Source organism: Enterococcus sp. DIV1368f, from assembly GCF_051712245.1.
GTDB classification, from domain to species: domain Bacteria; phylum Bacillota; class Bacilli; order Lactobacillales; family Enterococcaceae; genus Enterococcus; species Enterococcus faecalis.
The window spans coordinates 217,415-243,794 of sequence record NZ_JBIOON010000001.1; the positions used below are offsets into that span (position 1 = coordinate 217,415).

General features: G+C 38.9%; 25 protein-coding genes and 1 riboswitch. Of the genes, 18 read left to right on the top strand and 7 right to left on the bottom strand.

All coding sequences use genetic code 11. From position 1 onward, the window contains the following. Positions 1 to 45: 45 nt before the first annotated feature. Genes IGL07_RS01140 through truA form a run of 4 tightly spaced genes read left to right on the top strand, consistent with a single transcriptional unit; the run spans position 46 to position 3,292 of the window. The gene (locus tag IGL07_RS01140; protein WP_002359354.1) at positions 46 to 885 is read left to right on the top strand and encodes an energy-coupling factor ABC transporter ATP-binding protein; all 840 of its coding nucleotides are present in this window, start codon (positions 46 to 48) and stop codon (positions 883 to 885) included. Further along, positions 861 to 1,730: an energy-coupling factor ABC transporter ATP-binding protein gene (locus IGL07_RS01145; protein WP_002381364.1), complete on the top strand. Its 870-nt coding sequence runs from the start codon at positions 861 to 863 to the stop codon at positions 1,728 to 1,730. Before IGL07_RS01140 ends, IGL07_RS01145 begins: the two co-directional genes overlap by 25 nt. Continuing rightward, complete coding sequence (locus IGL07_RS01150) at positions 1,727 to 2,524, top strand: energy-coupling factor transporter transmembrane component T family protein (protein ID WP_002373841.1); 798 nt, start codon at positions 1,727 to 1,729, stop codon at positions 2,522 to 2,524. Before IGL07_RS01145 ends, IGL07_RS01150 begins: the two co-directional genes overlap by 4 nt. Before the next feature lie 18 nt (positions 2,525 to 2,542). Then, a complete protein-coding gene (gene truA, locus IGL07_RS01155; protein ID WP_002376397.1) occupies positions 2,543 to 3,292 on the top strand; it encodes a tRNA pseudouridine(38-40) synthase TruA in 750 nt (249 codons plus the stop codon). 50 nt (positions 3,293 to 3,342) lie between these two features. Here truA and IGL07_RS01160 read toward each other — a convergent pair whose 3' ends face one another. The 3 genes from IGL07_RS01160 to IGL07_RS01170 form a co-directional block, all read right to left on the bottom strand. After that, positions 3,343 to 3,654: a heavy metal-binding domain-containing protein gene (locus IGL07_RS01160; RefSeq protein WP_002381365.1), complete on the bottom strand. Its 312-nt coding sequence runs from the start codon at positions 3,652 to 3,654 to the stop codon at positions 3,343 to 3,345. A gap of 131 nt (positions 3,655 to 3,785) precedes the next feature. Continuing rightward, complete coding sequence (brnQ, locus tag IGL07_RS01165; protein WP_002361550.1) at positions 3,786 to 5,141, bottom strand: branched-chain amino acid transport system II carrier protein; 1,356 nt, start codon at positions 5,139 to 5,141, stop codon at positions 3,786 to 3,788. Positions 5,142 to 5,231: 90 nt separating this feature from the next. Next, positions 5,232 to 5,723: a GNAT family N-acetyltransferase gene (locus IGL07_RS01170; protein ID WP_010711908.1), complete on the bottom strand. Its 492-nt coding sequence runs from the start codon at positions 5,721 to 5,723 to the stop codon at positions 5,232 to 5,234. Positions 5,724 to 5,896: 173 nt separating this feature from the next. On the opposite strand from IGL07_RS01170, the gene IGL07_RS01175 reads away from it, so the two are divergent. Beyond that, positions 5,897 to 6,481 carry a TIGR00730 family Rossman fold protein gene (locus tag IGL07_RS01175; RefSeq protein WP_002411019.1) on the top strand — a complete coding sequence of 195 codons (585 nt, stop codon included), beginning with the start codon at positions 5,897 to 5,899 and terminating at the stop codon, positions 6,479 to 6,481. A 46-nt stretch (positions 6,482 to 6,527) separates the two neighbouring features. Here IGL07_RS01175 and IGL07_RS01180 read toward each other — a convergent pair whose 3' ends face one another. The 3 genes from IGL07_RS01180 to IGL07_RS01190 form a co-directional block, all read right to left on the bottom strand. After that, positions 6,528 to 7,268, bottom strand: coding sequence for an amino acid ABC transporter ATP-binding protein (locus tag IGL07_RS01180; RefSeq protein WP_002356242.1), 741 nt, complete (start codon positions 7,266 to 7,268; stop codon positions 6,528 to 6,530). Positions 7,269 to 7,279: 11 nt separating this feature from the next. Beyond that, complete coding sequence (locus IGL07_RS01185; RefSeq protein ID WP_010711909.1) at positions 7,280 to 8,863, bottom strand: ABC transporter substrate-binding protein/permease; 1,584 nt, start codon at positions 8,861 to 8,863, stop codon at positions 7,280 to 7,282. A 194-nt stretch (positions 8,864 to 9,057) separates the two neighbouring features. Further along, a riboswitch (Lysine riboswitch) is annotated at positions 9,058 to 9,232 on the bottom strand. Positions 9,233 to 9,421: 189 nt separating this feature from the next. Further along, positions 9,422 to 9,718 (bottom strand): hypothetical protein, encoded by a 297-nt coding sequence (locus tag IGL07_RS01190; protein ID WP_002356244.1) that lies wholly within the window; start codon positions 9,716 to 9,718, stop codon positions 9,422 to 9,424. A 172-nt stretch (positions 9,719 to 9,890) separates the two neighbouring features. Here IGL07_RS01190 and IGL07_RS01195 point away from each other — a divergent pair, with 172 nt between their 5' ends. The 5 genes from IGL07_RS01195 (at position 9,891) to IGL07_RS01215 (ending at position 15,483) form a co-directional block, all read left to right on the top strand. Then, the gene (locus IGL07_RS01195) at positions 9,891 to 10,604 is read left to right on the top strand and encodes an NAD-dependent protein deacylase (protein ID WP_002381369.1); all 714 of its coding nucleotides are present in this window, start codon (positions 9,891 to 9,893) and stop codon (positions 10,602 to 10,604) included. A gap of 4 nt (positions 10,605 to 10,608) precedes the next feature. Then, positions 10,609 to 11,454 (top strand): chorismate mutase, encoded by an 846-nt coding sequence (locus tag IGL07_RS01200; RefSeq protein ID WP_002363448.1) that lies wholly within the window; start codon positions 10,609 to 10,611, stop codon positions 11,452 to 11,454. A 10-nt stretch (positions 11,455 to 11,464) separates the two neighbouring features. Continuing rightward, on the top strand, positions 11,465 to 11,977 hold the full coding sequence (locus IGL07_RS01205) for a transcription repressor NadR (RefSeq protein WP_010816982.1): 513 nt from the start codon (positions 11,465 to 11,467) through the stop codon (positions 11,975 to 11,977). Between the two features lie 227 nt (positions 11,978 to 12,204). After that, positions 12,205 to 13,716 (top strand): glucosaminidase domain-containing protein, encoded by a 1,512-nt coding sequence (locus tag IGL07_RS01210; protein ID WP_025189458.1) that lies wholly within the window; start codon positions 12,205 to 12,207, stop codon positions 13,714 to 13,716. Between the two features lie 276 nt (positions 13,717 to 13,992). Beyond that, positions 13,993 to 15,483 (top strand): aldehyde dehydrogenase family protein, encoded by a 1,491-nt coding sequence (locus IGL07_RS01215; protein ID WP_002379908.1) that lies wholly within the window; start codon positions 13,993 to 13,995, stop codon positions 15,481 to 15,483. Positions 15,484 to 15,708: 225 nt separating this feature from the next. Here IGL07_RS01215 and IGL07_RS01220 read toward each other — a convergent pair whose 3' ends face one another. Next, positions 15,709 to 16,692, bottom strand: a complete 984-nt coding sequence (locus IGL07_RS01220; RefSeq protein ID WP_002356251.1) for an L-lactate dehydrogenase — start codon at positions 16,690 to 16,692, stop codon at positions 15,709 to 15,711. A gap of 337 nt (positions 16,693 to 17,029) precedes the next feature. Here IGL07_RS01220 and pth point away from each other — a divergent pair, with 337 nt between their 5' ends. The 8 genes from pth to hpt all read left to right on the top strand — a co-directional run bounded on the left by pth (position 17,030) and on the right by hpt (position 26,334). After that, on the top strand, positions 17,030 to 17,596 hold the full coding sequence (pth, locus tag IGL07_RS01225; RefSeq protein ID WP_002361556.1) for an aminoacyl-tRNA hydrolase: 567 nt from the start codon (positions 17,030 to 17,032) through the stop codon (positions 17,594 to 17,596). Positions 17,597 to 17,615: 19 nt separating this feature from the next. Next, positions 17,616 to 21,155 carry a transcription-repair coupling factor gene (gene mfd / locus IGL07_RS01230; RefSeq protein ID WP_002376405.1) on the top strand — a complete coding sequence of 1,180 codons (3,540 nt, stop codon included), beginning with the start codon at positions 17,616 to 17,618 and terminating at the stop codon, positions 21,153 to 21,155. Between the two features lie 15 nt (positions 21,156 to 21,170). Next, positions 21,171 to 22,760, top strand: coding sequence for a polysaccharide biosynthesis protein (locus IGL07_RS01235; protein ID WP_010816984.1), 1,590 nt, complete (start codon positions 21,171 to 21,173; stop codon positions 22,758 to 22,760). Between the two features lie 14 nt (positions 22,761 to 22,774). Next, on the top strand, positions 22,775 to 23,038 hold the full coding sequence (locus tag IGL07_RS01240) for an RNA-binding S4 domain-containing protein (protein WP_002356255.1): 264 nt from the start codon (positions 22,775 to 22,777) through the stop codon (positions 23,036 to 23,038). 254 nt (positions 23,039 to 23,292) lie between these two features. Beyond that, positions 23,293 to 23,772, top strand: a complete 480-nt coding sequence (locus IGL07_RS01245; RefSeq protein WP_002356257.1) for an FtsB family cell division protein — start codon at positions 23,293 to 23,295, stop codon at positions 23,770 to 23,772. 44 nt (positions 23,773 to 23,816) lie between these two features. After that, a complete protein-coding gene (locus IGL07_RS01250; RefSeq protein WP_010711913.1) occupies positions 23,817 to 24,296 on the top strand; it encodes a S1 domain-containing RNA-binding protein in 480 nt (159 codons plus the stop codon). A gap of 85 nt (positions 24,297 to 24,381) precedes the next feature. Then, the gene (gene tilS / locus IGL07_RS01255) at positions 24,382 to 25,770 is read left to right on the top strand and encodes a tRNA lysidine(34) synthetase TilS (protein WP_002367649.1); all 1,389 of its coding nucleotides are present in this window, start codon (positions 24,382 to 24,384) and stop codon (positions 25,768 to 25,770) included. Positions 25,771 to 25,788: 18 nt separating this feature from the next. Beyond that, entirely contained in the window at positions 25,789 to 26,334 is a 546-nt protein-coding gene (hpt, locus tag IGL07_RS01260) for a hypoxanthine phosphoribosyltransferase (RefSeq protein WP_002356260.1), read from the top strand. Positions 26,335 to 26,380 lie beyond the last annotated feature (46 nt).

Here is a 26,380-nt window from a genome sequence, read left to right on the forward strand (position 1 = left end):
TTTTTGGTAGTGTTAGAAAGAATAAATAGATTGAGGGAGTACGCGATGCAACCAATCATTGAACTAAATAATATCCAATTTAATTATCAACCAGAAGATGCTTCTCCCGCTTTAAAAGATGTGTCTTTTTCCATTCAACAAGGCGAATGGGTCGCTATTATTGGCCATAATGGTTCTGGTAAATCAACGTTAGCCAAAACGATCAATGGTCTGTTACTGCCAGCTGCTGGGACTATTAAAGTTGGCGGCAAAGAATTAAATGAAGCAAACGTCTGGGATATCCGGCGTATGGTAGGAATGGTCTTTCAGAATCCAGATAACCAATTTGTCGGTTCAACAGTCGAAGACGATGTGGCTTTTGGTTTAGAAAATCAAGGTATTCCGCGTGATGAAATGGTCGAACGTGTTCACGATGCATTAGAACGGGTTCGTATGTTAGATTTTGCCAAGCGAGAACCTGCTCGGCTATCTGGCGGCCAAAAACAACGAGTAGCTATCGCTGGTGTGGTTGCTTTGCGACCAGATATTATTATTTTAGACGAAGCGACAAGTATGTTAGATCCAGAAGGTCGTGCAGAAGTAATTGCTACCATTCAAAAGATTAAAGAAGAAAGCAATTTAACAGTTATTTCTATTACCCACGATATTGATGAAGCGGCTAATGCGAATCGTATTTTAGTGATGCGCCAAGGACAATTGACAAACGAAGGAACACCAGAAAAGATTTTTTCTGCAGGAGAAGCGCTTGTTGAAATGGGCTTGGATTTACCGTTTCCTGAAAAATTAAAAGTAGCTTTGAAAGAGCGTGGCGTTGTTGTGCCAACGAATTATTTAACAGAAGAAGGGATGGTGGATTGGTTATGGACATCCGTTTTAAACAAGTAGATTTTACTTACCAACCCAATACTCCTTTTGAGCAACGGGCATTATTCGATATTAATTTAACGATTCAAGACGGCTCTTATACAGCGATTGTCGGACATACTGGCAGTGGCAAATCAACGCTATTGCAACATTTAAATGCTTTGGTGAAACCAACTAAAGGCCAAGTGACAATTGGAGAGCGTGTAATTACGCCAGAAACTGATAATAAGAATTTAAAACCAATTCGTAAAAAAGTTGGGATCGTTTTTCAATTTCCAGAAGCACAATTGTTTGAAGAAACAGTGGAGCGAGACATCGCTTTCGGACCGAAAAACTTTGGTGTTTCAGACGAAGAAGCGAAAAAATTAGCTAAGAAAATGCTTGATTTAGTCGGCTTAGATGAAAAATACTTACAACATTCTCCGTTTGAATTATCAGGTGGTCAAATGCGCCGTGTCGCAATTGCTGGTGTGCTAGCGATGGAACCAGAAGTCTTAGTATTAGACGAACCGACTGCTGGTTTGGATCCTAAGGGTCGTAAAGAAATGATGGAGATGTTTAGTCGTCTGCATAAGGAACATAATATGACCATCGTTTTAGTGACACATTTGATGGATGATGTGGCTAATTACGCAGATCATGTGATTGTTTTAGAAAAAGGACAAATCGTCCGAGCGGGAGCACCACAAGAAGTGTTTCAAGAGACACAATGGCTGAAAGAAAAACAATTAGGCGTGCCAACTGCAGCCGAATTTGCTGAAAAATTAGTGGCAAAAGGCTTTTCTTTTGAGCAATTACCATTAACGGCCGATCAATTAGCCGATCAGCTTCTGAAAAAAATGCAGGAAGCAGGTGAGGCAAAATGATGAATAAATTGATTTTTGGGCGCTATATTCCAGGTGATTCTTTTATCCATCGTTTAGATCCGCGCGCAAAATTATTAGCTAGTTTTTATTTTATTGGAATTATCTTTTTAGCAAATAATTGGCAGAGTTATGTTTTAATAGCAGCCTTTACTGCTTTTGCTATTTCATTATCAAAAATCAGCGCCCGCTTCTTTATCCGCGGTGTTCGGCCATTATTATGGCTAATTCTGTTTACTGTGGCTCTTCAAACCTTGTTTACACAAGGGGGAGAAGTGTACTTTCAGTGGGGAATTATTTCCATTACCCAGTTTGGTGTGACGAATGGGCTATTTATTTTCTGTCGTTTTGTTTTAATTATTTTCATGTCAACGTTATTAACTTTAACGACGGCACCATTAGAGTTATCAGATGCGATTGAATATTTGCTACGCCCACTTCGTGTAGTGAAATTTCCAGTTCATGAAGTTTCATTGATGTTATCAATTGCCTTACGTTTTGTCCCAACATTAATGGATGAAACGGAAAAGATTATGAATGCTCAACGTGCCCGTGGTGTTGATTTTGGTGAAGGAAACTTACTTCAAAAAATGAAAGCTATTGTTCCACTGTTAATTCCGCTTTTCGTAAGTAGTTTTAATCGTGCGGAAGATTTGGCGACTGCCATGGAAGCAAGAGGTTATCAAGGTGGCGAAGGACGGACAAAATACCGCATTCTTCATTGGCACCTACGAGATACAATAGTAATGTTTGGCTTTGTCTTGTTAACCATTGGCTTATTTGTATTAAGAACTTAGAAAAGGTGAAGAAAAATTATGCCCCGCTATAAAGCAATCATTGCCTATGATGGCACTCATTTTCATGGCTTTCAAAAGCAGCCTAATGAGCGTACCGTTCAAGAAGAAATAGAAAAAACGTTAGCACGCATGAATAACGGACGCTCCGTGACGGTTTTTGGTTCAGGACGAACAGATGCAGGTGTTCATGCAATGGGCCAAGTGATTCACTTTGATTATCCGCAGGAACGTCCGTTGGAAAAAATGCGCTTTGCGTTAGACACACAAACACCAGAAGACATTGCTGTGCGCAGCGTGGAACGTGTTTCAGAAGACTTTCATGCACGTTATCACGTGATCGAAAAAACCTATCAATTTAAAGTGGATATTGGCAAACCACGAAGTCCATTTCGACGTTTTTATGCTAGTTATTTTCCGTATCCCATTGATCTCGAAAAAATCCAACAAGCTTTGCCTGATTTATTAGGCACCCATGATTTTACCTCTTTCTGTGCCTCAGGAAGTTCAGTAGAAGATAAAGTCCGAACCATTCATGAAGCCAGTGTTCATGTCAATGAAACGGGGGATGAATTAACATTCACTTTTCGGGGCGATGGTTTCTTGTACAAAATGATTCGGATTTTAGTTGGTACGCTATTGAAAATCGGCAATGGGCGGCTGGAACCAACCGCGATTCCAGCAATTATCGCAGCTAAAGATCGAAATTTAGCGGGTCCAACTGCTCATCCAGAAGGATTGTATTTAGCAGAAGTGAAATATGAAAAATAAAAAGACGTAGACCTTACAAGAAAAGGTCTTCGTCTTTTTGGTTGCAAGATTTAGATGTATTTAACAGCTGTTCCGTAAGCCACGACAGATTGCATGTCTGTGCCAATTGTGCCAGAATCAAAACGCATCATCACAACGGCATCTGCACCTAATTTAGAGGCTTCTGCTTTTAAACGTTCGATTGCTTGGTCGCGTGCTTCTCGTTGCATATCAGTGTAACCTTTAATTTCACCGCCAACTACGCTTTTTAGTCCAGCACCTAAATCTTTAAACATATTTTTAGAACGTGTGGTTAACCCGAAAACTTCTCCAATAATTTCATATTCTTGACCGCTAATTCTCTCGGTTGTTGTAACTAACATGGGCAATTTCCTCCAGTACTTGTTGGTAACTTCAATTTACCATAGTCAAGAGTTTGGTACAACGAATATACATAAAAACGACACTAGAAAAGATGCGCTTCCGCATTTTTCTAGTGCCGTTTTAGTAATAATTAATCAAGAATAGGATCTTTTTTAGAAATCATGACCCAAACCCAACTAATTAGAAAAGCAACCGTTGCTGGAACGACCCAGCCCATGCCAATAGTGAACAATGGTAAGTATTGGCCGGCTTTTTCTAAAAGCGTTGTTACAAACGCCGTATCTTTGATAAAGGCAGGCGCGCTATTTAATGCATCTAAAACAGCAGCAATCAATGTGATATAGGTCGTTGCTTGATAGACTTCCCGTCGATGTTTGAAAATAGGACTGATGATTACCAAAAGCATTAAAGTAATCGCCAATGGATAAAGGAACATCAAGACTGGAACGGCAAATTGAATGATGTTGGTTAAGCCGACATTTGCAAAAATAGCTGGTAAAATAACAACAATTGCCAAGAATTTTTGATAGGAAACTTTCGGAAACATTTCTTCAAAAGTCTCAGAAAAGGCTGTGCTTAAGCCGATACCGGTTTTTAAACAAGCAAGAACTACGATAAAAGCCAGTAAAATACTCCCTGGTAGGCCTAAATAGTAATTAGCAATTTGGGCTAAGGCAATCCCGCCGTTTTCACTGATTGGAAAAGCCCCGATACTCATTGTTCCCATATAAGCAAGTAAGGTATAGATAATCCCCATCAATACAACACTGAAAGCACCTGATTTAATCATTCCTTTAGCGATATCTCCTGGTTTTTCGACGCCCATATTTCGTAAAGTGGAAACGACAACAATCCCAAAAGCTAATGAAGCTAAAGCATCCAACGTATTATAACCTTCTGTAAATCCTTTAAAGAAAGGACTTGAAATATAATTTTCACCAACAGCGGCACTGGCCACATGACCTAATGGTTTTACAAAGGCTAAAACAATCAAAATTCCTAGCAATGCTAAAAATAACGGATTTAAAAATTTACCCACATAATCTAAGATTTTACTTGGCTTTCTAGAGAAGAGCCAAACAGCTAAGAAAAATAATGCGGAAAAACCAGCAAGAACCAGCCATTGCAAGTCTTTAGGAACAAATGGTGCAAGACCAATCTCAAAAGAAGTAGTTGCTAACCTTGGTAAAGCAAAGAAAGGACCAATCGTTAAATATAATAGTAAGGTAAAAATAAGAGCATAACGACGATTAATCCGAGAAGCTAAGTCAAAAACACCTGAACTTTTAGAAACACCCATAGCAATGACACCAAGAAAAGGTAAGCCAATTCCAGTGGCTAAGAAGCCCAAGTTTGCTAAAAAGACGGAAGCCCCCGCTTCTTGTCCCATATGTACAGGGAAAATTAAATTTCCAGCACCGAAAAACAAACCGAATAACATTGAACCAACGTATAGATAATCACGCCAAACTAACTTTTTTTGCATAGATTCACACTCCTTAATATTGTCTTATTATTTAAAATAACAGAAGAAGAAACAGAGAGCAACCAGTTTTTATAGAAAACATTAGTTTTCTTATTTTTCTATGAAATAAGCATACTGATAATCATCACAATAGTGTCCATTTATATAAAATTCTTCTTTAAAATGTGCTTCCTGCACAAAACCATGTTTTTCATAGAATCGAATGGCTTCTTGATTGGTAGCCATTACTCGCAAACTCAGCTTATGAATCCCGCTTATCTCAGCCATATCTTTGATATACGACAACAAAGAACCACCAATCCCTTGACCTTGGAAATCTGGCGAAACGCCAATACTTAGTAGCCATTGCTTTTGATGAGCTGCTAACGAAGTGGGCGGATGGACTTCAATAAATCCAGCAAGTTGTTGTCCGCTGATGGCAACGAAAATCGTTTCATCCTTCATTTTTTCCTGATATGCCGCAAGCGAGAGTGGTTGTATCTCGGCAGGGGTATTCTTTTTTGTCCAAATGATTTGGTCCAAGGTATGTAATGCGGGCCAATCTGCTTCGGCAACTAAGCGAATAGTGAGTGAGGTAGACAAGATAATAGGGCTCCTTTTTCTGAAATTTTAAAATATAAAAAGACTATAGCATTTATTGTCTGAAAATTCAAATACTTTTAAAACGAAAAGAAAAATGGCTGCACCTTTTCGATAAAATCAAAATATGCTACCATAGCTACCAGAGGATAGATGGTAAAAAAGAATCTATCTAAATGGAGGGTATGTTTGTGAAAAAAATGGCAGTATATTGTGGCGCCAGTCTGGGGAATGAGCCAATCTATCAGCAAGCTGCAGTAGCGTTAGCCGCTTGGATGAAAGAAAATCACTATGATCTAGTTTATGGCGGTGGCAATGTTGGTCTAATGGGTACAGTGGCTGATACGCTTTTGGCAGAAGGTGGAGAGGTAATTGGTGTCATGCCCACTTTTTTAATGGAACGAGAGATTGCACATAATGGCATTACAAAGATGCATACAGTCAGTGATATGCATGCGCGTAAGAAAAAGATGATTGAATTGGCAGATGTGTATTTAGCTTTACCCGGTGGTCCCGGCACGCTAGAAGAAATTAGCGAGGTGATCTCTTGGGGCCGAGTCGGTGAACATATGAATCCTTGTATTTTATACAACGTGAATGGTTACTATGATTTATTAGCTGCTTTTTTTGATAAAATGGTAGAAACTAGTTTCTTAACAGAAGCGGATCGAGCTAAAATTTTCATTTCAGATTCCTTAGAAGAAATTGGTGCATTTATTGATTCCTATGAACCGCCAATGATTCGTCAATACAAAAACTAGTAAAAAAGAGGCAGTCACTCTAACCAGAATGACTGCCTCTTTTTTACTAGTTTTTCGTTAAAATCCGATGTAAGAACTCTTTTGTCCGAGCTTCTTTTGGATGGACAAAGATATCTTCAGCGGTCCCTTCTTCGGCAATGACACCTTTATCCATGAAAATAACACGATCGGATACGTCCCGCGCAAATTCCATTTCATGTGTTACAATCACCATTGTTAGCCCTGTATGGGCAAGATTTTTCATTGTTTTTAGCACTTCGCCAACCATTTCAGGATCCAATGCAGAAGTTGGTTCATCGAAAAGTAAAACATCTGGATCCATTGATAATGCTCGAGCAATGGCTACCCGTTGCTTTTGTCCACCAGACAATTGAGCAGGTTTGGCATCAATAAAACGAGCCATGCCAACTTTTTCTAAATTTTCTAAGGCAATTTTTTTGGCTTCTTCTTTGTTTCTTTTTAGGACAGTCATCTGACCAGAAGTACAGTTTTCTAAGACATTCATGTTATTAAATAAATTGAATGATTGGAAAACCATGCCTAAATGGGTCCGATATTTGGGCAAACTATAACCACGTTCTAAAACATTTTTACCATTATAGATGATTTTGCCATCTGTTGGTTTTTCTAACAAATTGATACAACGTAGTAACGTTGATTTACCAGAACCAGAAGAACCGATAATGGTGACAACTTCTCCTTTGTTGACGTTCATATTGATATCTTTTAATACTTCGTTTTCGCCAAAGCTTTTTCGTAAATGTTCAATTTCAATAATTGCACTCATCTGTTTGCCTCCTAGCTTTCTTTTCCTTCTTCAGTTAATTCTTCTACTTTAACGTAAGCAGAAGGGCCATCCATTTTACGTTCCACAACACGTAAGATTCGTGTAATCACAAAAGTCATTACCAAGTACATGATGCCGACAATTGTAAAGGTTTGGAAGAACTGGAAGTTTGCGCCAGAAGCAGCATTCCCTTGGAAGAATAAATCTGCGACACCGATAACACTTAACACGGCTGTATCTTTGATATTAATGACAAATTCATTCCCTGTTGCAGGTAAAATATTACGTAATACTTGGGGAATAACGACTTTACGCATTGTTTGTCCATGGGTCATCCCAATCGCTTGTGCTGCCTCGAATTGTCCTTTATCCACTGCGAAAATACCTCCGCGAACAATTTCAGACATATAGGCACCAGTATTCACAGAAACGATAAATAATGCGGCCACTGTTCGGTCTAAAGAGATGCCAAAAGCTAGAGCTAAACCATAGAAAATAACCATTGCTTGAACCATCATTGGTGTACCACGGAAAACTTCAATATAAATAGAAAGAATTAAATTTCCTAATTTTTGGAAGAAACGAGCGACTGGGTTTTCAGAATCTGGAATTGTACGGAAGACACCAATTAGTAAACCAAGGGTTGTTCCGACGACCGTCCCGACTAACGCGATAAATAGCGTTAAACCAGCACCACGTAAAAACATGTCGCCATATTGATTCCAAATATTTTTGAAATCGTTAATAAGTCCTGTTTTTTGTTCATCACTATCTATTGCTGCAGGTTGATCCTTGATTGCTTGGTCCATAATTTTTGTCCGTTCATCTTGAGAAATACCTGCTAAAATTTTGTTTACTTTTTCAATGTCTGGATCGCCTTTACGCATGCCGACTGCTACTTGCGAGTCTTCAGCGCTAGCATCAAAGCCATTTTCTTTTGGAAATTCTAACATTTTTAATTCTTTATTGACACTAGTTGCTGTTATGCCTTCAGGGCGTTCACTAACATACCCGTCAATCATGCCAGAAGCAAGTGCTGTTCGCATAGCTGAAAAGTTATCCATTGCTTGCTGTTTATTGACATTTGGAATTTGATCAATTAATCCGTAGTGGAATGTATTTAGTTGAGCCGTAATTTTAGCATCAGCTAAATCTTTCAAGCTTTTTGCATTAGCGTATTTGCCATCTTTTTTAACAATTACGACAAATTGTGATTCATAATAAGGGTTTGTAAAAGCAATTTCTTTTTTTCGTTCAGCGGTTGGGCTCATTCCGGCGATAATGGCATCAATTTTTCCAGATTGTAAGGCGGGCGCCAAGCCGTCCCATTTGGTTTGGACGATTACTAATTTACGACCTAAACCATCGGCAATTTTTTTAGAAATTTGAACATCATAGCCGCCTGCATAAGAGTTGCCTTGAATAGGCACTGCGCCATGTGCATCATTTTTCTGTGACCAGTTAAAAGGGGCGTAGCCAGCTTCCATGCCGACACGAAATTCACCATTTTCCTCCGCCGAAGCGTTGGTTGTCATGCCAAGTAACGAAAATAGCGTGACAAGTAGTAGACTGAATGAAAAAACTTTTTTGTTCATCTTTTTCTCTCCTTTAAATTTCTTGTCTGATTGATCGTTTTGTCTTTTTTCAATCAACAAGCTTTGATAATCAGCTGAGCAAAAGCGATTCTGTCTTTTTAAAGGAGAATACTTCTGTCACAACCTATTTTTGAATACAAAAAAACAACCAAACAGATGTAAGGTTGCTAGGTAATGTCGAAAAAAATTCCTCAACGAAACATAGCACAACTTAGCATCACTACTAAGACAGTCCGCAAGCTCTTAACTTACGTCCCAACACACAACAGAAGAGGCTCCGTTATGCATTTCGGCGATTGATCCTAAACTTGCTTCCCAGTGTCCTCTCACTCCACAAGCGTAATAAAAACCGCGACCTCTACCTCTTTTTTGAGGCACTATTCAGTTATTAAATTCAGTTATTAATTTTAGGATAAATCCAGAAGAAAGTCAATATGTTCCAGCAAAGGAATTTATCAAGAGAACACAAACACCATGAAATTAGCGTAACATTTTCCCTACGAAATAGAAACTAATACGAAAAAAGCAACCATTCCTAAAGGAACAGTTGCTTTTTACTTAAGCTTTGACAGCTTTTGGTTCACGACCTAAAATAGCTTGAAGAACAGTCAATACACCTAAAGAAGCTAAAATTGTATAAATTAGACTTGAGTAAGTTAAGATACCGAAATCCCAAGTTTTGTAAACTAATAAAACAATTGCTAAGGCGATAATAGCGATAACGTTGAAGAACGCAAAAGCCCAAAGATTTCCGTTTTCTTTACGAGAAAGATAAAAAACAGAGAACCAAATGCTTAAAACGCCCCAAGCGATGCAGGCAATAATTGCAGCCCAATAAATAATAAATGCGACCATTGTTGTTTCACCTCACTTTTACTCATGCATATTTTACCACGAGTTGAGAAATTTGTCACAAACTCTTTCAAGATAAATCAATATATAGGTAAGAAGTTTTCAAAAAGTGGAAAAACTTTTGGTGCTAATGTTAAAATACGTTATAATATAGAAGATTAGGAGCTGAATCGATATGCAAGATATCACGCAAGCCGAGGCAATTCATTGGTTGGCAACCCAACAAAAAATCACATTTTTAACAGGTGCGGGTATCTCGACAGCCTCAGGTGTGCCAGATTATCGTTCCTTAAAAGGTGTCTATCAAGGAATCCAGCAACCGGAATACTTATTGAGCCGGACTTGCTTAAAAACAGAGCCAGAAAAGTTTTATCAATTCGTTAAAACGCTCTATCATCCAGACGCACAACCTAATATCATTCACCAGAAAATGGCCCAATTAGAGCAAATGAAACGGGGGAAAATTGTTTCACAAAATATTGATGGGCTTCATCGAAAAGCAGGTAGCCAAGAAGTGGTGGACTTTCACGGTAATTTATATGAATGTTATTGCCAAACTTGTGGTGCAACGGTTCCTTGGCAAGACTATTTGCTTAGTGATCGGCACGCAGACTGTCATGGACAAATCCGTCCAGCTATTACTTTGTATGAAGAAGGCTTATCCGAAGAGGCAATCGAAAAAGCCATTCAGGCCGTTGCTTCTGCCGACTTAATCGTGATTGTCGGCACGAGTTTTCAAGTGCATCCATTTTGCGATTTGATTCATTATAAACAACCAACGGCAACTATTTTAGCCATTAATCAAACGCCGCTATTTTTACAACAACCTTATTATTTTTTAGAAGCGAAAGCCGAAACGATATTTGCAGAATTAACGATAAAGGAGTAACGGAATGGAAGAATTTAAATCAGAAAAAGAAAAAATGATCGCAGGTGCACTATATTTTGCCTCAGATCCTGAATTAGTGGCTGATCGCAAAAAAGCCCGTGAACAAATGGCGTTAATTAACCAACAACCAGACACTTATATTCGTCGTCAATTAATAGAAGAAACATTTGGAAAAGTGGGTGTCGGGACGTACATCGAACCGATGATTCAATTTGATTACGGCTACAACATTTCTGTGGGAAAAAATTTCTATGCCAATTTTAATAACGTTTTTTTAGATGTTTGTCCAATCGAAATTGGCGATAACTGTATGTTTGGCCCCAATGTGCAACTTTATACAGCCGAGCATCCATTACAAGCAGCCAAGCGTAATAGCGGAATGGAATCAGGGAAACGAATTATCATTGGCAACAATGTTTGGATTGGCGGTGGAGCGATTGTCCTTCCTGGCGTAACATTAGGCGATAATGTAGTGGTGGCAGCAGGTGCTGTTGTGACCAAATCGTTCCCAGAAAACTGTGTGATCGCAGGTAATCCAGCACGGATAATTAAAGAATTGACTGAAGATGACGCCCCAACAACTTCTTTAGAACAACAACGAGCAAAGATTAACCAAATCGATAAGGAACTAGTCCGTTTATTAGAACAGCGGATGGACGTCGTCGCAGAGATTGCTGCAGTGAAAAAGAAAGCAGGTCATGCGGTTTTTGATTCTGAAAGAGAACAACAAGTATTAGAAACTATTCTGAATCATGTTGAAAATGCCGAGTATGAAGAAACATTATCTGAGACTTTCCAGGGAATTATGGACGCCTCTAAACGTTTCCAAGAAAAACATTTAGGAGAGTGAGGCGAAGGTCGTGGATGGAGAAATCAGAAGAAGAGAGATTGTTAAAAGATTAAGAGAGACCGAAAAGCCAATTAGTGCCACTCGTTTTGCAAAAGCTTTTGATGTCAGCAGACAAATTATTGTAGGAGATGTCGCTCTATTACGGGCGACAGGGGTCGAAATTGTCGCAACAGCTCGAGGGTATATGTTGGAACAACCTTTAGAAGGAATTGAACGGAAAATTGCTTGTCAACATACACCTGAACAAACGAGAGAAGAATTGTCAGTCATTGTTGTCAAAGGTGGAGAAGTGGTAGATGTGAGTATTGCACATCCGCTTTATGGGGAATTAATCGGCAGCTTGCGCATTCAATCAGAGAAAGATATTGATAAATTTATGGACAAGTATCAAAAAGAGCATGCTACATTACTATCAGTTTTAACAGGAGGCGTCCATCTGCATACTATTCGCTGTGCAGACGAAGAAACTTTCCAAGAAATCAAAGAGGCGCTTCGAAAAAAAAGTATTTTGTTTGAAGGATAACGAGAAAAAGAGAGGACATTGATGTTTATTCAAGCCCTTTCTTTTTTTTCTTAGAAAATTACCAAAAAAAGATAGAAGAATTTGTGAATTTTCTTCTATTTTTTTAACTTTTTGCTAGAAATTTTTTATGAAACAGTATACTATTAAAAAAGGAGCCATTTAAACAATAACTATGTCAATTATTATGTTGGTACGTAAAAATAAATGGAGAAAAATAAAAAAGGAGAATGAGTATGAAAAAACAATTTGCCCTGTTCTCTACCTTATTACTTTTAGGTTCATCAATGCCAGTAGGTGCATTTGCAGAAGGTAATAACTTGGTAGCTGAAAATAGTTCTGTTGCAGAAACAACCGCAGAAGCAACAACTGCTGAAGCCACTGAAACGACAGCGACTAGTGAAACAACAGAAGCGACAGAAGAAACAACAACTGAAACAGAAAGTTCAACCGAATCAAGTGAATCTGCAACCACGGAGTCCACGGAAACGTCAGGAACCGAAACGACAGAGTCCACAACGGATTCTACATCCACAAGTACGACAGAATCGACTACTGACTCCACCTCGACGAGTACAACAGAGTCAACCACAGATTCTACGTCAACAAGTACAACTGAATCAAGTACCACGCCAACGACCACACCAAGTTCTTCTAAAGAACAGCCAAAACCTGGCACGAGTACTTCTGAATCAAAACAGCCGGCGAAACCAGTGACACCAACAGCGCCAGCTGAAAAGCCAGTAGAACAACCAGCAGCGTCAACACCGCAGCCCGAAATAGTCCCACCAGTTACAAATGAAACGATTGGGTTAGTGGAAGACGATGAGACGTTTACGGTCAGCAAAACGAAGAAGACAGAAGAGTTTATTCAAGAAATCGGTGAATCTGCTCGGAAAGTGGCCAAGGACAAAAACTTATATGCTAGTGTGATGATTGCTCAAGCAATTTTAGAAAGTGGCAGCGGCAATAGTAAATTAAGCCAGAAACCAAACTACAATTTGTTTGGTATTAAAGGCGATTACAAAGGTCAATCTGTTTCTTTTATTACCTATGAAGACAATGGTTTCGGTAACCTATACACAGTAGAAGCAAAATTCCGTCAATATCCAACGTATAAAGAATCAATGGAAGATTATGCGAAATTATTGAAAAATGGTTTAGATTCCAATAAAGATTTCTATCATGGTGTCTGGAAAACGGAAGCCAAATCATATAAAGAAGCGACACGTTTCCTAACAGGAAAATACGCAACGGACAAAGATTACCATAAGAAATTAAATGCGTTAATTAAAACATACGATTTAACTTATTATGATAAAGAAAAAGCAACCGTTGAACCAATGGAATCAAATTTCCCAGCCTACAATGGCAAAAACTATGACACCTTTAATAGTTATGCTTGGGGCAACTGTACACAATATGTCTACAACCGTATTACGCAATTAGGTAAACGTGTGGACTTAACAATGGGGAATGGTCAAGATTGGGGCGAAACAGGTCGTGCACGCGGGTACAAAGTAAGTCGTACACCAAAAGCAGGCGCAGCGGTTTCCTTCCCAGCTGGTGTTTTAGGCGCAGACAATACTTATGGTCATGTCGCATTTGTGGAAAAAGTCTTTAAAGATGGTAGCATCTTAATTTCTGAAATGAACGTGAAGGGATTAAACGTTGTTTCGACACGTACAATCTCAGCCGATGAAACACATTTAATGAACTATATCGTTCCAAAAGATAAATAAAAAAATCAGCTCTTTGTCAATAAGAACGAATGAGTTGGAAAAATCAAAGCTAGCACTGAAGAAGCAATTTTAATTCTTCAGTGCTAGCTTTTTTTGTGGCAAAAGTTCTCTCCAATAAAGTTTAATACATTCAGTTATTGCCAGGCGATTTCAGGTCGGGATGAGTTAGCAACAGTCGCCGATAGCTATATTTTTTTTAGGTAGAATCATTTACTTTTAGGTAGAAGATGCCTTATAATTGTAAGCGGATACAAAAATAAAAAAAGAGGTGGTTAAATGAGTAAAAAAGAAATAAATCAAGTAGTTGCCAGTAGCTATCAATTGTATATTAATGGAGAGTGGACAACAGGTAGTGGTAACAAAATGATTGCTAGTTACAATCCTAGTAATGGCGAAAAATTAGCAGAATTTGTTGATGCCACAAATGCAGATGTGGATCGAGCTGTAGAAGCAGCTCAAGAAGCGTTTCAGACATGGAAAGATGTTGACGTTGTAACAAGAAGCAATCTTTTATTGAAAATTGCTGATTTGATTGAAGAAAATCAAGAACATTTGGCTATGGTAGAGACTTTAGATAATGGAAAACCGCTTCGGGAAACGCGATCGATTGATGTCCCTGCCAGTGCAGACCATTTTCGGTATTTTGCTAGTGTGATTCGTGGAGAAGAAGGGTCTGTCAAAGAATTTGATAAGGATACGTTATCCATTGTTGTGAAAGAACCCATTGGTGTTGTGGGTCAAATTATTCCGTGGAATTTCCCCTTATTAATGGGCGCTTGGAAATTAGCGCCAGCGTTGGCAGCAGGTAATACGGTTGTGATTCATCCGTCCTCGAGCACATCATTAAGTCTGTTGGAATTGTTTAAGATTTTTGATCAAGTCTTGCCGAAAGGAGTAGTGAATTTAATCACCGGTCGTGGTTCTGATTCAGGAAATTATATGTTGGCACATCCAGGGTTTGATAAGCTAGCTTTTACAGGTTCAACAGAGGTGGGGTACACTGTCGCTAAAGCGGCGGCCGACCGCCTAATTCCAGCCACTTTAGAACTTGGCGGAAAATCAGCCAACATTATTTTTGAAGATGCCAATTGGGAACGAGCATTAGAAGGTGTGCAGTTAGGGATTTTATTCAATCAAGGGCAAGTTTGTTGTGCTGGGTCTCGTGTGTTCGTTCAGTCAGGTATTTATGATCAATTTGTAGAAGCTTTAAAGGAAAAATTTGAACAAGTGAACGTTGGTTTCCCGTGGGAAAAAGGTGTTGAAATGGGCGCTCAGATCAATGAGCATCAATTGGAAGAAATTTTAAAATATGTCGAAATTGGTGTGAAGGAAGGAGCTACACTGATTACTGGTGGGCAACGTTTAACAGAAAATGGGCTAGACAAGGGGGCGTTTTTAGCACCTACGTTATTAGCGAATGGCACGAATACAATGTGCGTGGCCCAAGAAGAAATCTTTGGTCCTGTTGCAACAGTGATTAAATTTGAAACGGAAGAAGAAGTCATTCGTTTAGCTAATGATTCTGAATATGGTCTAGGTGGTGCCGTCTTTTCTCAAGATATCAATGTGGCATTACGGGTTGCTCGTGGTGTACGGACAGGTCGGATGTGGGTCAACACATACAATCAATTGCCTGCGGGCGCGCCATTTGGCGGTTATAAAAAATCAGGAATTGGTCGAGAAACGCATAAATCAATGCTAGATGCTTATACGCAAATGAAAAATATTTACATTGTGACAAAAGAAGAAGCAGATGGACTGTATTAAGTAGTGTAGTGAATTTTAGATAACAAACTTATTTGTGGCTATTGTTATTTTCGAGCTAAACAAAACAATAATTTTTTGAAAAAGTTGAGTGATGAGTAAAGTAAAACAGATTAAAAGTAAAGCCTGGTGCAAAAATCACTTTGGATTTTTGTACCAGGCTTTAAAGCGGAGTAACAATAGTGGTCACTCTTGGTTGTTTTTAATTTTCGACTATTATAGAAGGAGTTATTTTGCTTCTTCTGCTTCAAATTTAGCAAAAGCTGTTTCAATAACTTCTTTTAATGCAGAAGCAGAAGCTTCCATTTTTTCTTGCTCAGCATCTGTTAATGGAATTTCAATGACTTGTTTAACGCCTTGGCGGTTGATGATCGCTGGTGCACCGATATAAATATCGTTTTGACCATATTCACCTTCTAAATAAACAGATAATGGTAACACAGAGTTTTCATCGTTTAGGATAGCTTTAGTGATACGCGCTAGTGCAACCGCGATTCCATAGAAAGTAGCACCTTTTTTCTCGATGATTGTGTAAGCAGCGTCGCGTACGTTGAAGAATAAATTAACCATTGCTTCTTCATCAACGTCAGGATTATTTTTCACCCATTCGTAAATTTGTAAGCCAGCGACATTCGCATGTGACCAAACTGGGAATTCTGTATCTCCGTGTTCCCCTAAGATGTAGGCATGGACATTTCGTGCATCAACGTCAACTAATTCGGCAATTGCTTGACGGAAACGAGCAGAATCTAGTGAAGTTCCTGAACCGATTACTCGTTCTTTCGGGAAGCCAGAGAATTTCCAAGTTGAATAAGTCAAAATATCGACTGGGTTTGCGGCAACTAAGAAGATACCGTTGAAACCAGAATCAACAATTGTTGTAACGATTTCTTTATTAATTTTCAAGTTTTTATGAACTAAGTCTAAACGAGTTTCGCCTGGTTTTTGAGGCGCACCAGCTGTTAAGACAACTAAGTCTGCATCATGGCAATCGTCATAAGTAGCTGCATAGATTTTTTTAGGAGAAGTAAATGCTAATGCGTGAGATAAGTCCAACGCGTCTCCTTCAGTTTTTGGTACATTAATATCAATAATCCCAACTTCTTGAGCAATATTCTGAGTTACTAAAGCAAAGGCATAGCTAGAACCTACGGCACCGTCCCCGACTAAAATTACTTTTTGGTGATCTTTATTCCCTGCGGCTGCAGTCATGTGTACCATTCCTTCCTCTACATTCTTTTTCGTGAGCAACGAGTTTTTATTTCCTGTTGCTAAAGTGATAGTAACATGGTTTGTAAAAAATGTCACGAACTTTGATTGTAAAAATGATACAGTTTTCAGACCTGTTTCAAAATGGTAGCTCTTACATGTGCGTAATTTCACTATCTTACGCATATTTAAAGTTCTAAAAAATTTTTTTTACATCTTTCTTAATCTTCAAAGACTGCGAGTTTTTTTTATTTCTATGGTATAATGAATAAAACTGGGTAGCGCATACGCTTCCCAGCCATTTTGTGTTGGCAAGCTTATAATCCAAGGAGAATGAAAGATGAAAGTAATCGTAGGACTGGGAAATCCCGGTAGTAAATACAAAGAAACAAAACACAACATTGGCTTTATTACGCTAGATGAAATTGCGTATCGGCAAAATGTTTCGTTTAATAATAGTAATTTTGAAGCAGATATTGCAGAGTTTTTTATAGGGACTGAGAAAGTATTGTTAGTGAAACCATTAACATTTATGAATGAATCAGGTCGCTCTGTTGGTCCGTTGTTGACCTACTTTGGGGTAGATGAGGAAGACTTGATTGTTATTTATGATGACTTAGACTTAGAGGTCGGTAAAATTCGTTTACGGCAAAAAGGTAGTGCTGGCGGCCACAATGGGATAAAAAGTCTGATTGCCCATTTAGGAACTAATGTCTTTCCTAGAATTAAAATTGGCATTGGTCGGCCCTCAAAAAATGATACAGTTATCCACCATGTACTAAGTACTTTTCCCAAAGAAACACATGAAGAGATGTTACTTGCTGTAAAAAAAGCAGCCGATGCCGCTTTATATGCATGCGAAGGACATACGTTTGTTGAAACAATGAATCAATTTAATGGAAAATAGCAGAAAGGAGGGCCCTTGTTTGAATATTATCGAACGAATTAGCCAAACAGAAATTGCTAAATCATGGCGCAGTCAACTAATGACAACAGGAACGCGCCAACTAATTACTGGGTTATCAGGCTCTGCTAAAACATTACTGATGGCAGGCGCTTTACAAAAGACGCATCAAAAAATTGTTATTGCGGTCCCAAACCTATACTATGCCAATCAATTAGTAGATGATTTTTTAAATATTTTACCTTCAGAACAAGTTCATCTATTTCCAGTAGATGAAGTGTTATCCGCCGAAATGGCCTTTTCTTCACCAGAAGCGCGCGCAGATCGAGTGAGTGCGTTAAATTTCCTGATGACAGCGAATGCAGGAATCGTGGTCGTGCCAGTAGCGGGACTACGAAAGTATTTGCCAACGAAAGAAACGTGGCAAAATGCGCAACTTCATTGGGAAATCGGGACAGAGGTAGAACCTGAAATCCTCGCGCAACGCTTAGTGTTAATGGGCTATGAACGCCAATCAATGGTCGGGAAGCCTGGCGAATTTAGTATTCGCGGAAGCATTGTTGATGTCTATCCTCTAAATGCCGAATACCCTGTTCGAGTGGAACTGTTTGATGTTGAAATTGACTCAATCCGTTATTTTGAAGCGGATACTCAACGTTCGTTAGAAAATCTTGAAGAAGTAACGATTTCACCAATGACTGATTTAGTGTTCTCAAAGGCAGATATGAATCATGGCATGATGAGGTTACAAGATGCTCTAGAAAAACGTTTAGCGACAGCTAAAGATCAAACGGAGACCGATTTTTTAGAAGAATATTTTGGTCAGTTGCTGTCTTCTTGGGAACAAGGTATTCCTACAGAAAATGCTCACTATTATACAGATTTTCTGTACCAACAAAAAACTACGCTGTTAGATTATTTACCAGAAAACAGTTTGCTTTTTGTGGATGATTATTCTCGTATGATGGAAACGGAGCGAGAAATCGCTAGAGAGGAAGCGGAATGGCAAACCCTGAAAATTGAAGAAATGCGCGTGTTTTCTGAACAAACTTTTGGCGTAGACTTTCATGATCAATTGCGAAAAACCGCACGAAATACGACCTTCTTTTCACTTTTTCAAAAAGGAATGGGGAATCTTCGTTTCCAAGAAGTCCATAATTTCCAATATCGTTCAATGCAACAATTCTTCGGTCAAATGCCGTTGCTAAAAGCGGAAGTGGACCGTTGGCAAAAGCAAAACCAAACGGTCGTTGTTTTTGTTCCTACGAAAGAACGGATTCAAAAAGTCGAAGAGCTATTTCAGGACTTTGACATACCTAGCGTAGTAAGCAATTGGGATCAGTTGTTAGATGGGCATGTCCAAATTGTCCAAGGGGCATTACAAACAGGGTTTGAATTACCTAAAAACAAGCTCGTGGCGATTACGGAAAAAGAAATTTTTCATACAACGACCAAAAAACGGGCACGTCGTCAAACAATCTCTAATGCGGAACGTTTGAAAAGTTATAGCGACTTAAAAACGGGCGATTATGTCGTTCATGCGAATCACGGGATTGGTAAATATATTGGTATGGAAACCTTAGAAGTTGATGGGGTCCATCAAGATTACATGACTATCTTGTACCAAAATGATGACAAGTTATTTATTCCAGTAACACAATTGAACTTGATTCAAAAGTTCGTTGCTTCCGAGTCTAAAACGCCGAAAATTAACAAGCTAGGCGGCAGTGAATGGACGAAAACCAAACGAAAAGTTGCTTCGAAAATTGAAGATATCGCGGATGATTTAATCTTACTTTATGCGACAAGAGAATCGGAAAAAGGTTATGCTTTTCCGCCAGATGATGCGTATCAAAAAGAATTTGAAGAGGCTTTTCCGTATTCTGAAACAGATGATCAATTACGTAGTGCTGCCGAAATTAAACACGACATGGAAAAATCTCGACCAATGGATCGTTTGTTAGTTGGTGATGTAGGGTTTGGTAAAACTGAAGTGGCTTTACGAGCGGCCTTCAAAGCTGTTAGCAACAATAAACAGGTCGCCTTTTTAGTGCCAACAACTATTTTAGCGCAACAACATTATGAAACGATTCAAGAGCGGTTTGAGGGCTTTCCTGTAGAAATTGGTTTATTAAGTCGTTTCCGCACGAAAAAACAGCAAAATGAAACAATTGAAAAAATTAAACATGGCCAAGTAGATATTGTGATTGGTACCCATCGTTTATTGTCGCAAGATATTAATTTTAGTGATTTAGGCTTGTTGATTATTGATGAGGAACAACGGTTTGGAGTGAAACATAAAGAACGACTAAAACAATTGCGTTCACAAGTGGATGTCTTGACGTTAACAGCAACACCAATCCCAAGGACCCTTCATATGTCGATGTTAGGTGTCCGTGATTTATCCGTCATCGAAACCCCACCAGAGAATCGTTATCCGATCCAAACGTATGTCATGGAAAATAATCCTGGGGCGATTCGGGAAGCGATTGAGCGAGAAATGGCCCGAGATGGTCAAGTCTTTTATTTATACAATCGAGTAGATACGATTGAACGAAAAGTTGAAGAGTTACAAGCACTAGTTCCAGACGCACGAATTGCGTATGCACATGGTCAAATGACAGAAGTACAACTGGAGAATACTTTGTTTGATTTTATTGAAGGACAATATGATATATTAGTCACTACAACGATTATTGAAACAGGAGTAGATATTCCTAATGCTAATACCTTGTTTGTAGAAAATGCGGACTACATGGGCTTATCTACGTTGTATCAATTACGTGGTCGTGTGGGGCGTAGCAATCGAGTGGCCTATGCTTATTTTATGTACGAACAGCAAAAAATCCTAAACGAAGTTAGTGAGAAACGTTTAGAAGCAATTAAAGATTTTACGGAATTAGGTTCTGGGTTCAAAATTGCGATGCGTGACCTTTCCATTCGAGGGGCCGGAAACCTTCTTGGTGCCCAACAACATGGCTTCATTGATTCGGTTGGGTTTGATATGTACTCACAGATGTTATCTGAGGCAGTTGCTCGTAAACAAGGAAAAAATATCCAAGACCAAAAAACGTCTGTTGAAATTGATTTGGGCATTGATGCTTATATTCCAGGAACGTACATTACAGACGAACGACAAAAAATTGAAATTTATAAACGGATTCGTCAATTAGAAAATATGGATATGTACGAAGAATTAGAAGCGGACTTGTTAGACCGCTTTGGAGAGTATCCTGACGAAGTGGCGCATTTATTAACCACTGGCCGTATCAAAATGGATGGCGACCGTGCCTTGTTAGAAAGTATTCGTAAACGCGACCAAAAAGTCAAGTTTGTGTTAAGTAAAATTGGCACAAAAACATACTCTGTGGAGCAATTGTTTGAAGCGTTATCGGCCACTAGCTTAAAAGCGGATCTAGCAGTTGAGAAAGAACAAATGACTATTTCCTTGAAGTTGCCGAAAGATTGTAAAGAAGCTGTTTGGATTCAAGAAATTGCTGCTTTTACAACCGCATTACGACAAGAAAAATACAAACATTCGCAAGAAACGGATTCCCTTTAAAAGGAGGCCTAGAAGATGGCACAAAAAGAAATGCAGCGAATGATGCAAGGTGCCGTTGTGTTAACCATTGCTTCCTTCATTGCAAAAGTGTTGAGTGCGTTTTATCGCGTTCCTTTTCAGAACTTTGTAGGGGATGAAGGATTTTACGTGTATCAGCAAGTTTATCCAATCTATGGGATTGCGATGACATTAGCATTGTCAGGCTTACCGCAATTTATTTCCAAAATTGTTGCTGAACAACCAGATATTCGGAGTCAAAAACAAGTGTTGCGCCAACTATATCCCTATGTGTTATGGTTAGCGATTGCTTGTTGGGCCTTCTTTTTCTTTGGTAGTCAAGAAATTGCTATTAGTATGGGGGATGCTGCACTCCAACCATTAATGGAAGTTGTTTCCTTTACCTTTTTACTCGTTCCAATTCTTTCTTTCTATCGTGGGAATTTTCAAGGACATTTGTTGATGGTGCCTAGTGGTATTTCACAGGTGATGGAACAGTTTGTGCGTGTCGGGGTTATTCTAGTAGCTGCGTTGTCCTATCATTACTTTGGTGGCTCCATTTACCAAACGGGGACGGTGGCCATGAGTGGTGCGTTGGCTGGCGGTATCTTAGCGGTACTTGTCTTATGGTACTACAATCGAAAAATTCTTAGTGGAAGTACGGAATACTTGCATCAATGGAAGATTATGCCTCAAACCAAAGGACTATTTAAACGTTTAATGATTGAAGGTGGTTTGGTCTCTTTATATAGTGCTTTTCTGATTCTATTTCAATTAATTGATTCCTTTAAAGTAAAAAATGCCCTCATGCTTTTCGGGCTCTCTGATTTAGCTGCGAAAGTGGACAAAGGGGTCTATGATAGAGGACAACCACTAGTTCAATTAGGGTTGGTAATTGCTTTAGCTTTAAGCTCGACCTTTTTACCAGGTTTGACAAAATATTTTATGAAAAAAGACCGTCAACAATTTTTACAAGTTGCAAAAATCTTTTTGCGTCTTACCACAACCTTGGCATCGGCGGCTTCGATTGGTCTGATGATGTTATTGCCGTACATGAACTTTACGCTTTTTAAAGATTATAAAGGCAACGATGTTTTAGGGGTGTATGTTTTATCCATCGCTTTTATGGCCATTATTCAGGCCTACCAAAGTATTGAACAAAGTCGCAATCGTTTTAAAGGTCCTTTAGTGGCAGCTGGTGTGGGCTTATTAGTGAAGTTACTGACAACAGGCTTTTTCACCATTCGTTGGGGAACATTAGGTGCTAGTTGGTCTACTATTCTTGGGTTACTAGCGACGCTATTCGTTTTAGTCCGACAATCGGATGCAGCGATTAATTGTTTTGTTCGAGAACGAAGCTTTTTGAAAAAATTGTTGCTTAGTTTAGCAATCATGATGCTGTCATTACTGGTCTATCAAGGAATTATCTCCATCTTGTTCCAAGGTGTGCATCACCGAAGTCAAGCGTTTTTCGTTACAGTTATAGGTGTTGTAGTGGGCGGTACAGTTTTTATTAGCACCATCATTAAGTTAGAATTATTTACGATACGTGAATGGTTAAGTTTACCGTATGGCGCAAAAATTTTACGGATGAGACAAAAAAAATAAAAGAGGTGAATGTAATGCGGTTAGATAAATTTTTAAAAGTTTCTCGCATTATTAAAAGAAGAACAGTTGCCAAAGAAGTCGCTGATAAAGGTCGGATTCAAATCAACGGAGTCTTAGCCAAATCTTCTAGTACTGTGAAGATTGGTGACCTTGTCAAAATTCAATTTGGGAACAGAATTTTAGAAGTAGAAGTCCTGCAACTAAATGACTCTACGAAAAAAGAAGATGCCACAAAAATGTATGAGATAAAATCAGAAACACGCGTCTCTGAAGAATAAGCAGGTGAGGATGGAGCGCTTGGCAAGTTCATTGAAAAGATGAATATTCCAAGCGCTTCATCCTTTCAGCTTTTTAATGAAACAGACGCGCCGCTTTTGAAAAAAATTAATAAATCAACCGCTGTTATTTCAAAAGCAAAGAATATTTTAGAAAAAAGCTTGATTTTCTTTAACTTCTCTGAAATTAACATTAGACAAGGTTCTTAGATGTTGGTATAATAAAACGGACAATCCAAAGCGAGTGGAGCGAGACGATGGGAAAGAATGAAAAAAACTCGAAGAAAGTTGCGGCATTGGAAAATGACTACACGAAAGAACAGTATGTCGAATTCCAAAAACAACAGAAACAATTGATTTTTAGACGCAGACGCTTGGCAGCGATTTTTCTCGTGGCCTTCATTATTTTTGCCTTTTCTGGCATCCAATTGATGAAAGATTATCATCGCTTAGGTGCTTTCAAACAAGAACGAGCAGATGCAATTGCTGAATCTGTAGCAGTTGATAAGAAGGTCAAGGATCTAAAAAAAGACGTTGCTTTGTTAAAAGATGATGATTATGTGGCAAAATTAGCACGTAGCCGTTTCCTTCTCTCAAAAGAAGGCGAACAGATTTATCCCACACCAGAACAAATGAAAAAAACACAGACTTCTGGAGCGGAAGAAAGCAAGAGCAGTTCAGAAAAAAATAGTCAATCACAGTCTTCAACTGAAACAACTAAGTCTTCAGCTGAATAAACTGCAATTATAATTAGGGAAAAAATAGGAGGAACAATTTTTTTATGTCAATCGAAGTAGGAGCTAAATTGCCAGGAAAAGTGTCAGGGATTACTAACTTTGGTGCATTTATTGATTTAGGAGAAGGAAAAACTGGGTTAGTACACATCAGTGAAGTGTCTAATGGATTCGTTAAAGATATTCATGATGTATTAACAGTAGGTGACGAAGTAACAGTGAAAGTAACCTCAGTTGGTGACGACGGCAAAATTGGCTTATCGATCCGTAAAGCGCAAGAGCCAGCAGAAGGGCAACAACCAAAACGTGAATTTCAACGTCGTGAAAACAATTATGAGAATCGTGACCGTAATCCACGCGGAGGGGGCAAAAAGCCTTTCAATAAACCACAAGCAAATAACAATAACAATAAACAAGATTTTGACTCATTGATGAGCTCTTTCTTGAAAGATAGTGATGACCGTTTATCTTCATTAAAACGTAATACTGAAGGCAAACGTGGCGGACGTGGCGGACGTCGCGGCTAAGCACAAACAAATAGGGGGACTGGGGATAACGAATGGGTTATTTCTCGGTTCCTCTTTTATTCTAAGGAAGAAAGAAGGGCGAACAATGTTTTGGCAGTTTTATAAACGAGGAAAAGAACAAGGATTTTGGCAACCGCATCAAACAATCGTGGTCGCCGTTTCTGGTGGTGTAGACTCCATGGCCCTTTTGACGTTAATGGAACAGGTGGCAGAAAAAGAACAATTACAATTGGTTGTTGCACATGTCAATCATCAATTGCGAGAAGCGTCGGCACAGGAAGCGCAATATCTCGCTACCTATTGTCAGCAGCGAGAGCTAACGTATTATGAAACACGTTGGGAAGACCCTGAAAAGCAACGAAATTTAGAAGCAAAAGCGCGCACATTTCGTTATGAATTTTTTAAAGAAGTCATGGAAATTGAAGGCGCGGCGGTCTTAATGACGGCACATCATCTAGACGATCAAGCGGAAACGATTTTAATGAAGCTGATTCGAGGAACTAATTTTTCCCATTCCGCAGGCATTAAAGAGAGACGTCCTTTTGCGACAGGGGAATTGATTCGTCCGTTACTCATTTATCCAAAAGAAGAATTGTATCAATTTGCACAGCGCCAAGCATTCGTTTATTTTGAGGACGAAACGAACCAAACCAATGAATATTTGAGAAATCGACTCCGTAATCAGGTTTTGCCGCTATTAAAGCAGGAAAATCCGCAATTCTTAGATCAGATTGCTTCTTTTAGTAATGAACAACGTTTTGCCCAAGAATTTATTCAAGAACAAATTGAGCCTCAATTATCTGAAGCCGTAGAACCGACCAAACAAGGCTGGCGCATTCCTTTGAAGAGATTATTAAAAGAAACGCCTGCGTACCAGCACTTCTTTTTAACCGCGTTTTTCCAAAAAACATTAGTGCCATTAGGGGTTTCGTTAAACCAACGCCAGATGACACAAATTTTAAAAGTTTTGAATGATGAACGCCAACCGCAAGGCTCGGTTATGTTAGAACAGCAATGGCAGCTAGCTAAAAGTTACGATTGGCTGTGCTTAGAACAAAAACAGGTTGCACTGCGAGAAGAAGTTACACATTTATTAGTACCTGGCGCGGGGATTTATTTATCGGAAACCGAGTGGCTAGGATTAATTGCGACAGACAAACCGTTTCCTCTTCCTGAAGAGATTAATCAATGGACGGGTCAGTTGTTAGCAATCCCGTTGACAACAGCCACACCTTTGACCGTTCGTCATCGCCAAAGTGGTGATCGGATTACATTAAAACCAGGGTTTACGAAAAAATTAAGCAGAGTTTTTATTGATCAAAAAGTGCCAAATGAAGCGAGAGAGAGTGCTTGGGTCATTACGGATGAGCAAGAGGAAATCATTTGGGTACCAAAATTTGCAAATTCCTATTTGAGTATTCCTTTAGAAACTGATAAAATACACTACAGACTCCTTTTTAAGACAAAGGAGTAATGCTGAAAGGAGCGCACTATGATAGAAAAAGATATTGAGAAAGTCCTAATCTCCAAAGAAGAAATTCTTGCGAAGTCTGCAGAGCTTGGCAAGCAACTGACAGAAGAATATCAAGGGAAAAATCCTTTAGTGGTCGGTATTTTAAAAGGTGCAGTACCATTTATGGCTGATTTGACTCGTGAAATCAATACTTATTTAGAATTGGACTTTATGGATGTATCTAGCTACGGCAACGCGACAGTTTCTTCAGGCGAAGTAAAAATTGTCAAAGACTTGGACACAAATGTCGAAGGTAGACATATTTTAATCGTAGAAGATATCATCGATAGTGGTCGTACATTAGCGTATTTAGTAGATTTGTTTAGATACCGTAAAGCTGCATCTGTGAAAATTGTTACCTTATTAGATAAACCAGAAGGCCGTGTAGTAGACATTAAAGCTGACTACGTAGGGTTTGATGTGCCCAATGAGTTTGTGGTCGGTTACGGATTAGACTATGCAGAAACGTACCGCAACTTGCCTTATATTGGCGTTTTAAAACCTGAAGTTTACGAATCAAATTAATATCTATCAAGGAATTAATTGTGTTACAATGTAAAGGTCAGGATTG

Bases quoted from the DNA above. Each gene is read 5' to 3' on its own strand.
- IGL07_RS01200 (WP_002363448.1), top strand. From the start codon at position 10,609: ATGGAAGAATTTAAATCAGAAAAAGAAAAAATGATCGCAGGTGCACTA.
- IGL07_RS01140 (WP_002359354.1), top strand. From the start codon at position 46: ATGCAACCAATCATTGAACTAAATAATATCCAATTTAATTATCAACCA.
- hpt (WP_002356260.1), top strand. From the start codon at position 25,789: ATGATAGAAAAAGATATTGAGAAAGTCCTAATCTCCAAAGAAGAAATT.
- IGL07_RS01190 (WP_002356244.1), bottom strand. From the start codon at position 9,718: ATGGTCGCATTTATTATTTATTGGGCTGCAATTATTGCCTGCATCGCT.
- IGL07_RS01160 (WP_002381365.1), bottom strand. From the start codon at position 3,654: ATGTTAGTTACAACAACCGAGAGAATTAGCGGTCAAGAATATGAAATT.
- pth (WP_002361556.1), top strand. From the start codon at position 17,030: ATGAAAGTAATCGTAGGACTGGGAAATCCCGGTAGTAAATACAAAGAA.
- truA (WP_002376397.1), top strand. From the start codon at position 2,543: ATGCCCCGCTATAAAGCAATCATTGCCTATGATGGCACTCATTTTCAT.
- IGL07_RS01235 (WP_010816984.1), top strand. From the start codon at position 21,171: ATGGCACAAAAAGAAATGCAGCGAATGATGCAAGGTGCCGTTGTGTTA.
- IGL07_RS01210 (WP_025189458.1), top strand. From the start codon at position 12,205: ATGAGTATGAAAAAACAATTTGCCCTGTTCTCTACCTTATTACTTTTA.
- IGL07_RS01250 (WP_010711913.1), top strand. From the start codon at position 23,817: ATGTCAATCGAAGTAGGAGCTAAATTGCCAGGAAAAGTGTCAGGGATT.
- IGL07_RS01145 (WP_002381364.1), top strand. From the start codon at position 861: ATGGACATCCGTTTTAAACAAGTAGATTTTACTTACCAACCCAATACT.
- IGL07_RS01195 (WP_002381369.1), top strand. From the start codon at position 9,891: ATGCAAGATATCACGCAAGCCGAGGCAATTCATTGGTTGGCAACCCAA.
- IGL07_RS01220 (WP_002356251.1), bottom strand. From the start codon at position 16,692: ATGACTGCAGCCGCAGGGAATAAAGATCACCAAAAAGTAATTTTAGTC.
- IGL07_RS01150 (WP_002373841.1), top strand. From the start codon at position 1,727: ATGATGAATAAATTGATTTTTGGGCGCTATATTCCAGGTGATTCTTTT.
- IGL07_RS01245 (WP_002356257.1), top strand. From the start codon at position 23,293: ATGGGAAAGAATGAAAAAAACTCGAAGAAAGTTGCGGCATTGGAAAAT.
- tilS (WP_002367649.1), top strand. From the start codon at position 24,382: ATGTTTTGGCAGTTTTATAAACGAGGAAAAGAACAAGGATTTTGGCAA.
- IGL07_RS01240 (WP_002356255.1), top strand. From the start codon at position 22,775: ATGCGGTTAGATAAATTTTTAAAAGTTTCTCGCATTATTAAAAGAAGA.
- IGL07_RS01215 (WP_002379908.1), top strand. From the start codon at position 13,993: ATGAGTAAAAAAGAAATAAATCAAGTAGTTGCCAGTAGCTATCAATTG.
- IGL07_RS01180 (WP_002356242.1), bottom strand. From the start codon at position 7,268: ATGAGTGCAATTATTGAAATTGAACATTTACGAAAAAGCTTTGGCGAA.
- IGL07_RS01185 (WP_010711909.1), bottom strand. From the start codon at position 8,863: ATGAACAAAAAAGTTTTTTCATTCAGTCTACTACTTGTCACGCTATTT.
- brnQ (WP_002361550.1), bottom strand. From the start codon at position 5,141: ATGCAAAAAAAGTTAGTTTGGCGTGATTATCTATACGTTGGTTCAATG.
- IGL07_RS01175 (WP_002411019.1), top strand. From the start codon at position 5,897: ATGGAGGGTATGTTTGTGAAAAAAATGGCAGTATATTGTGGCGCCAGT.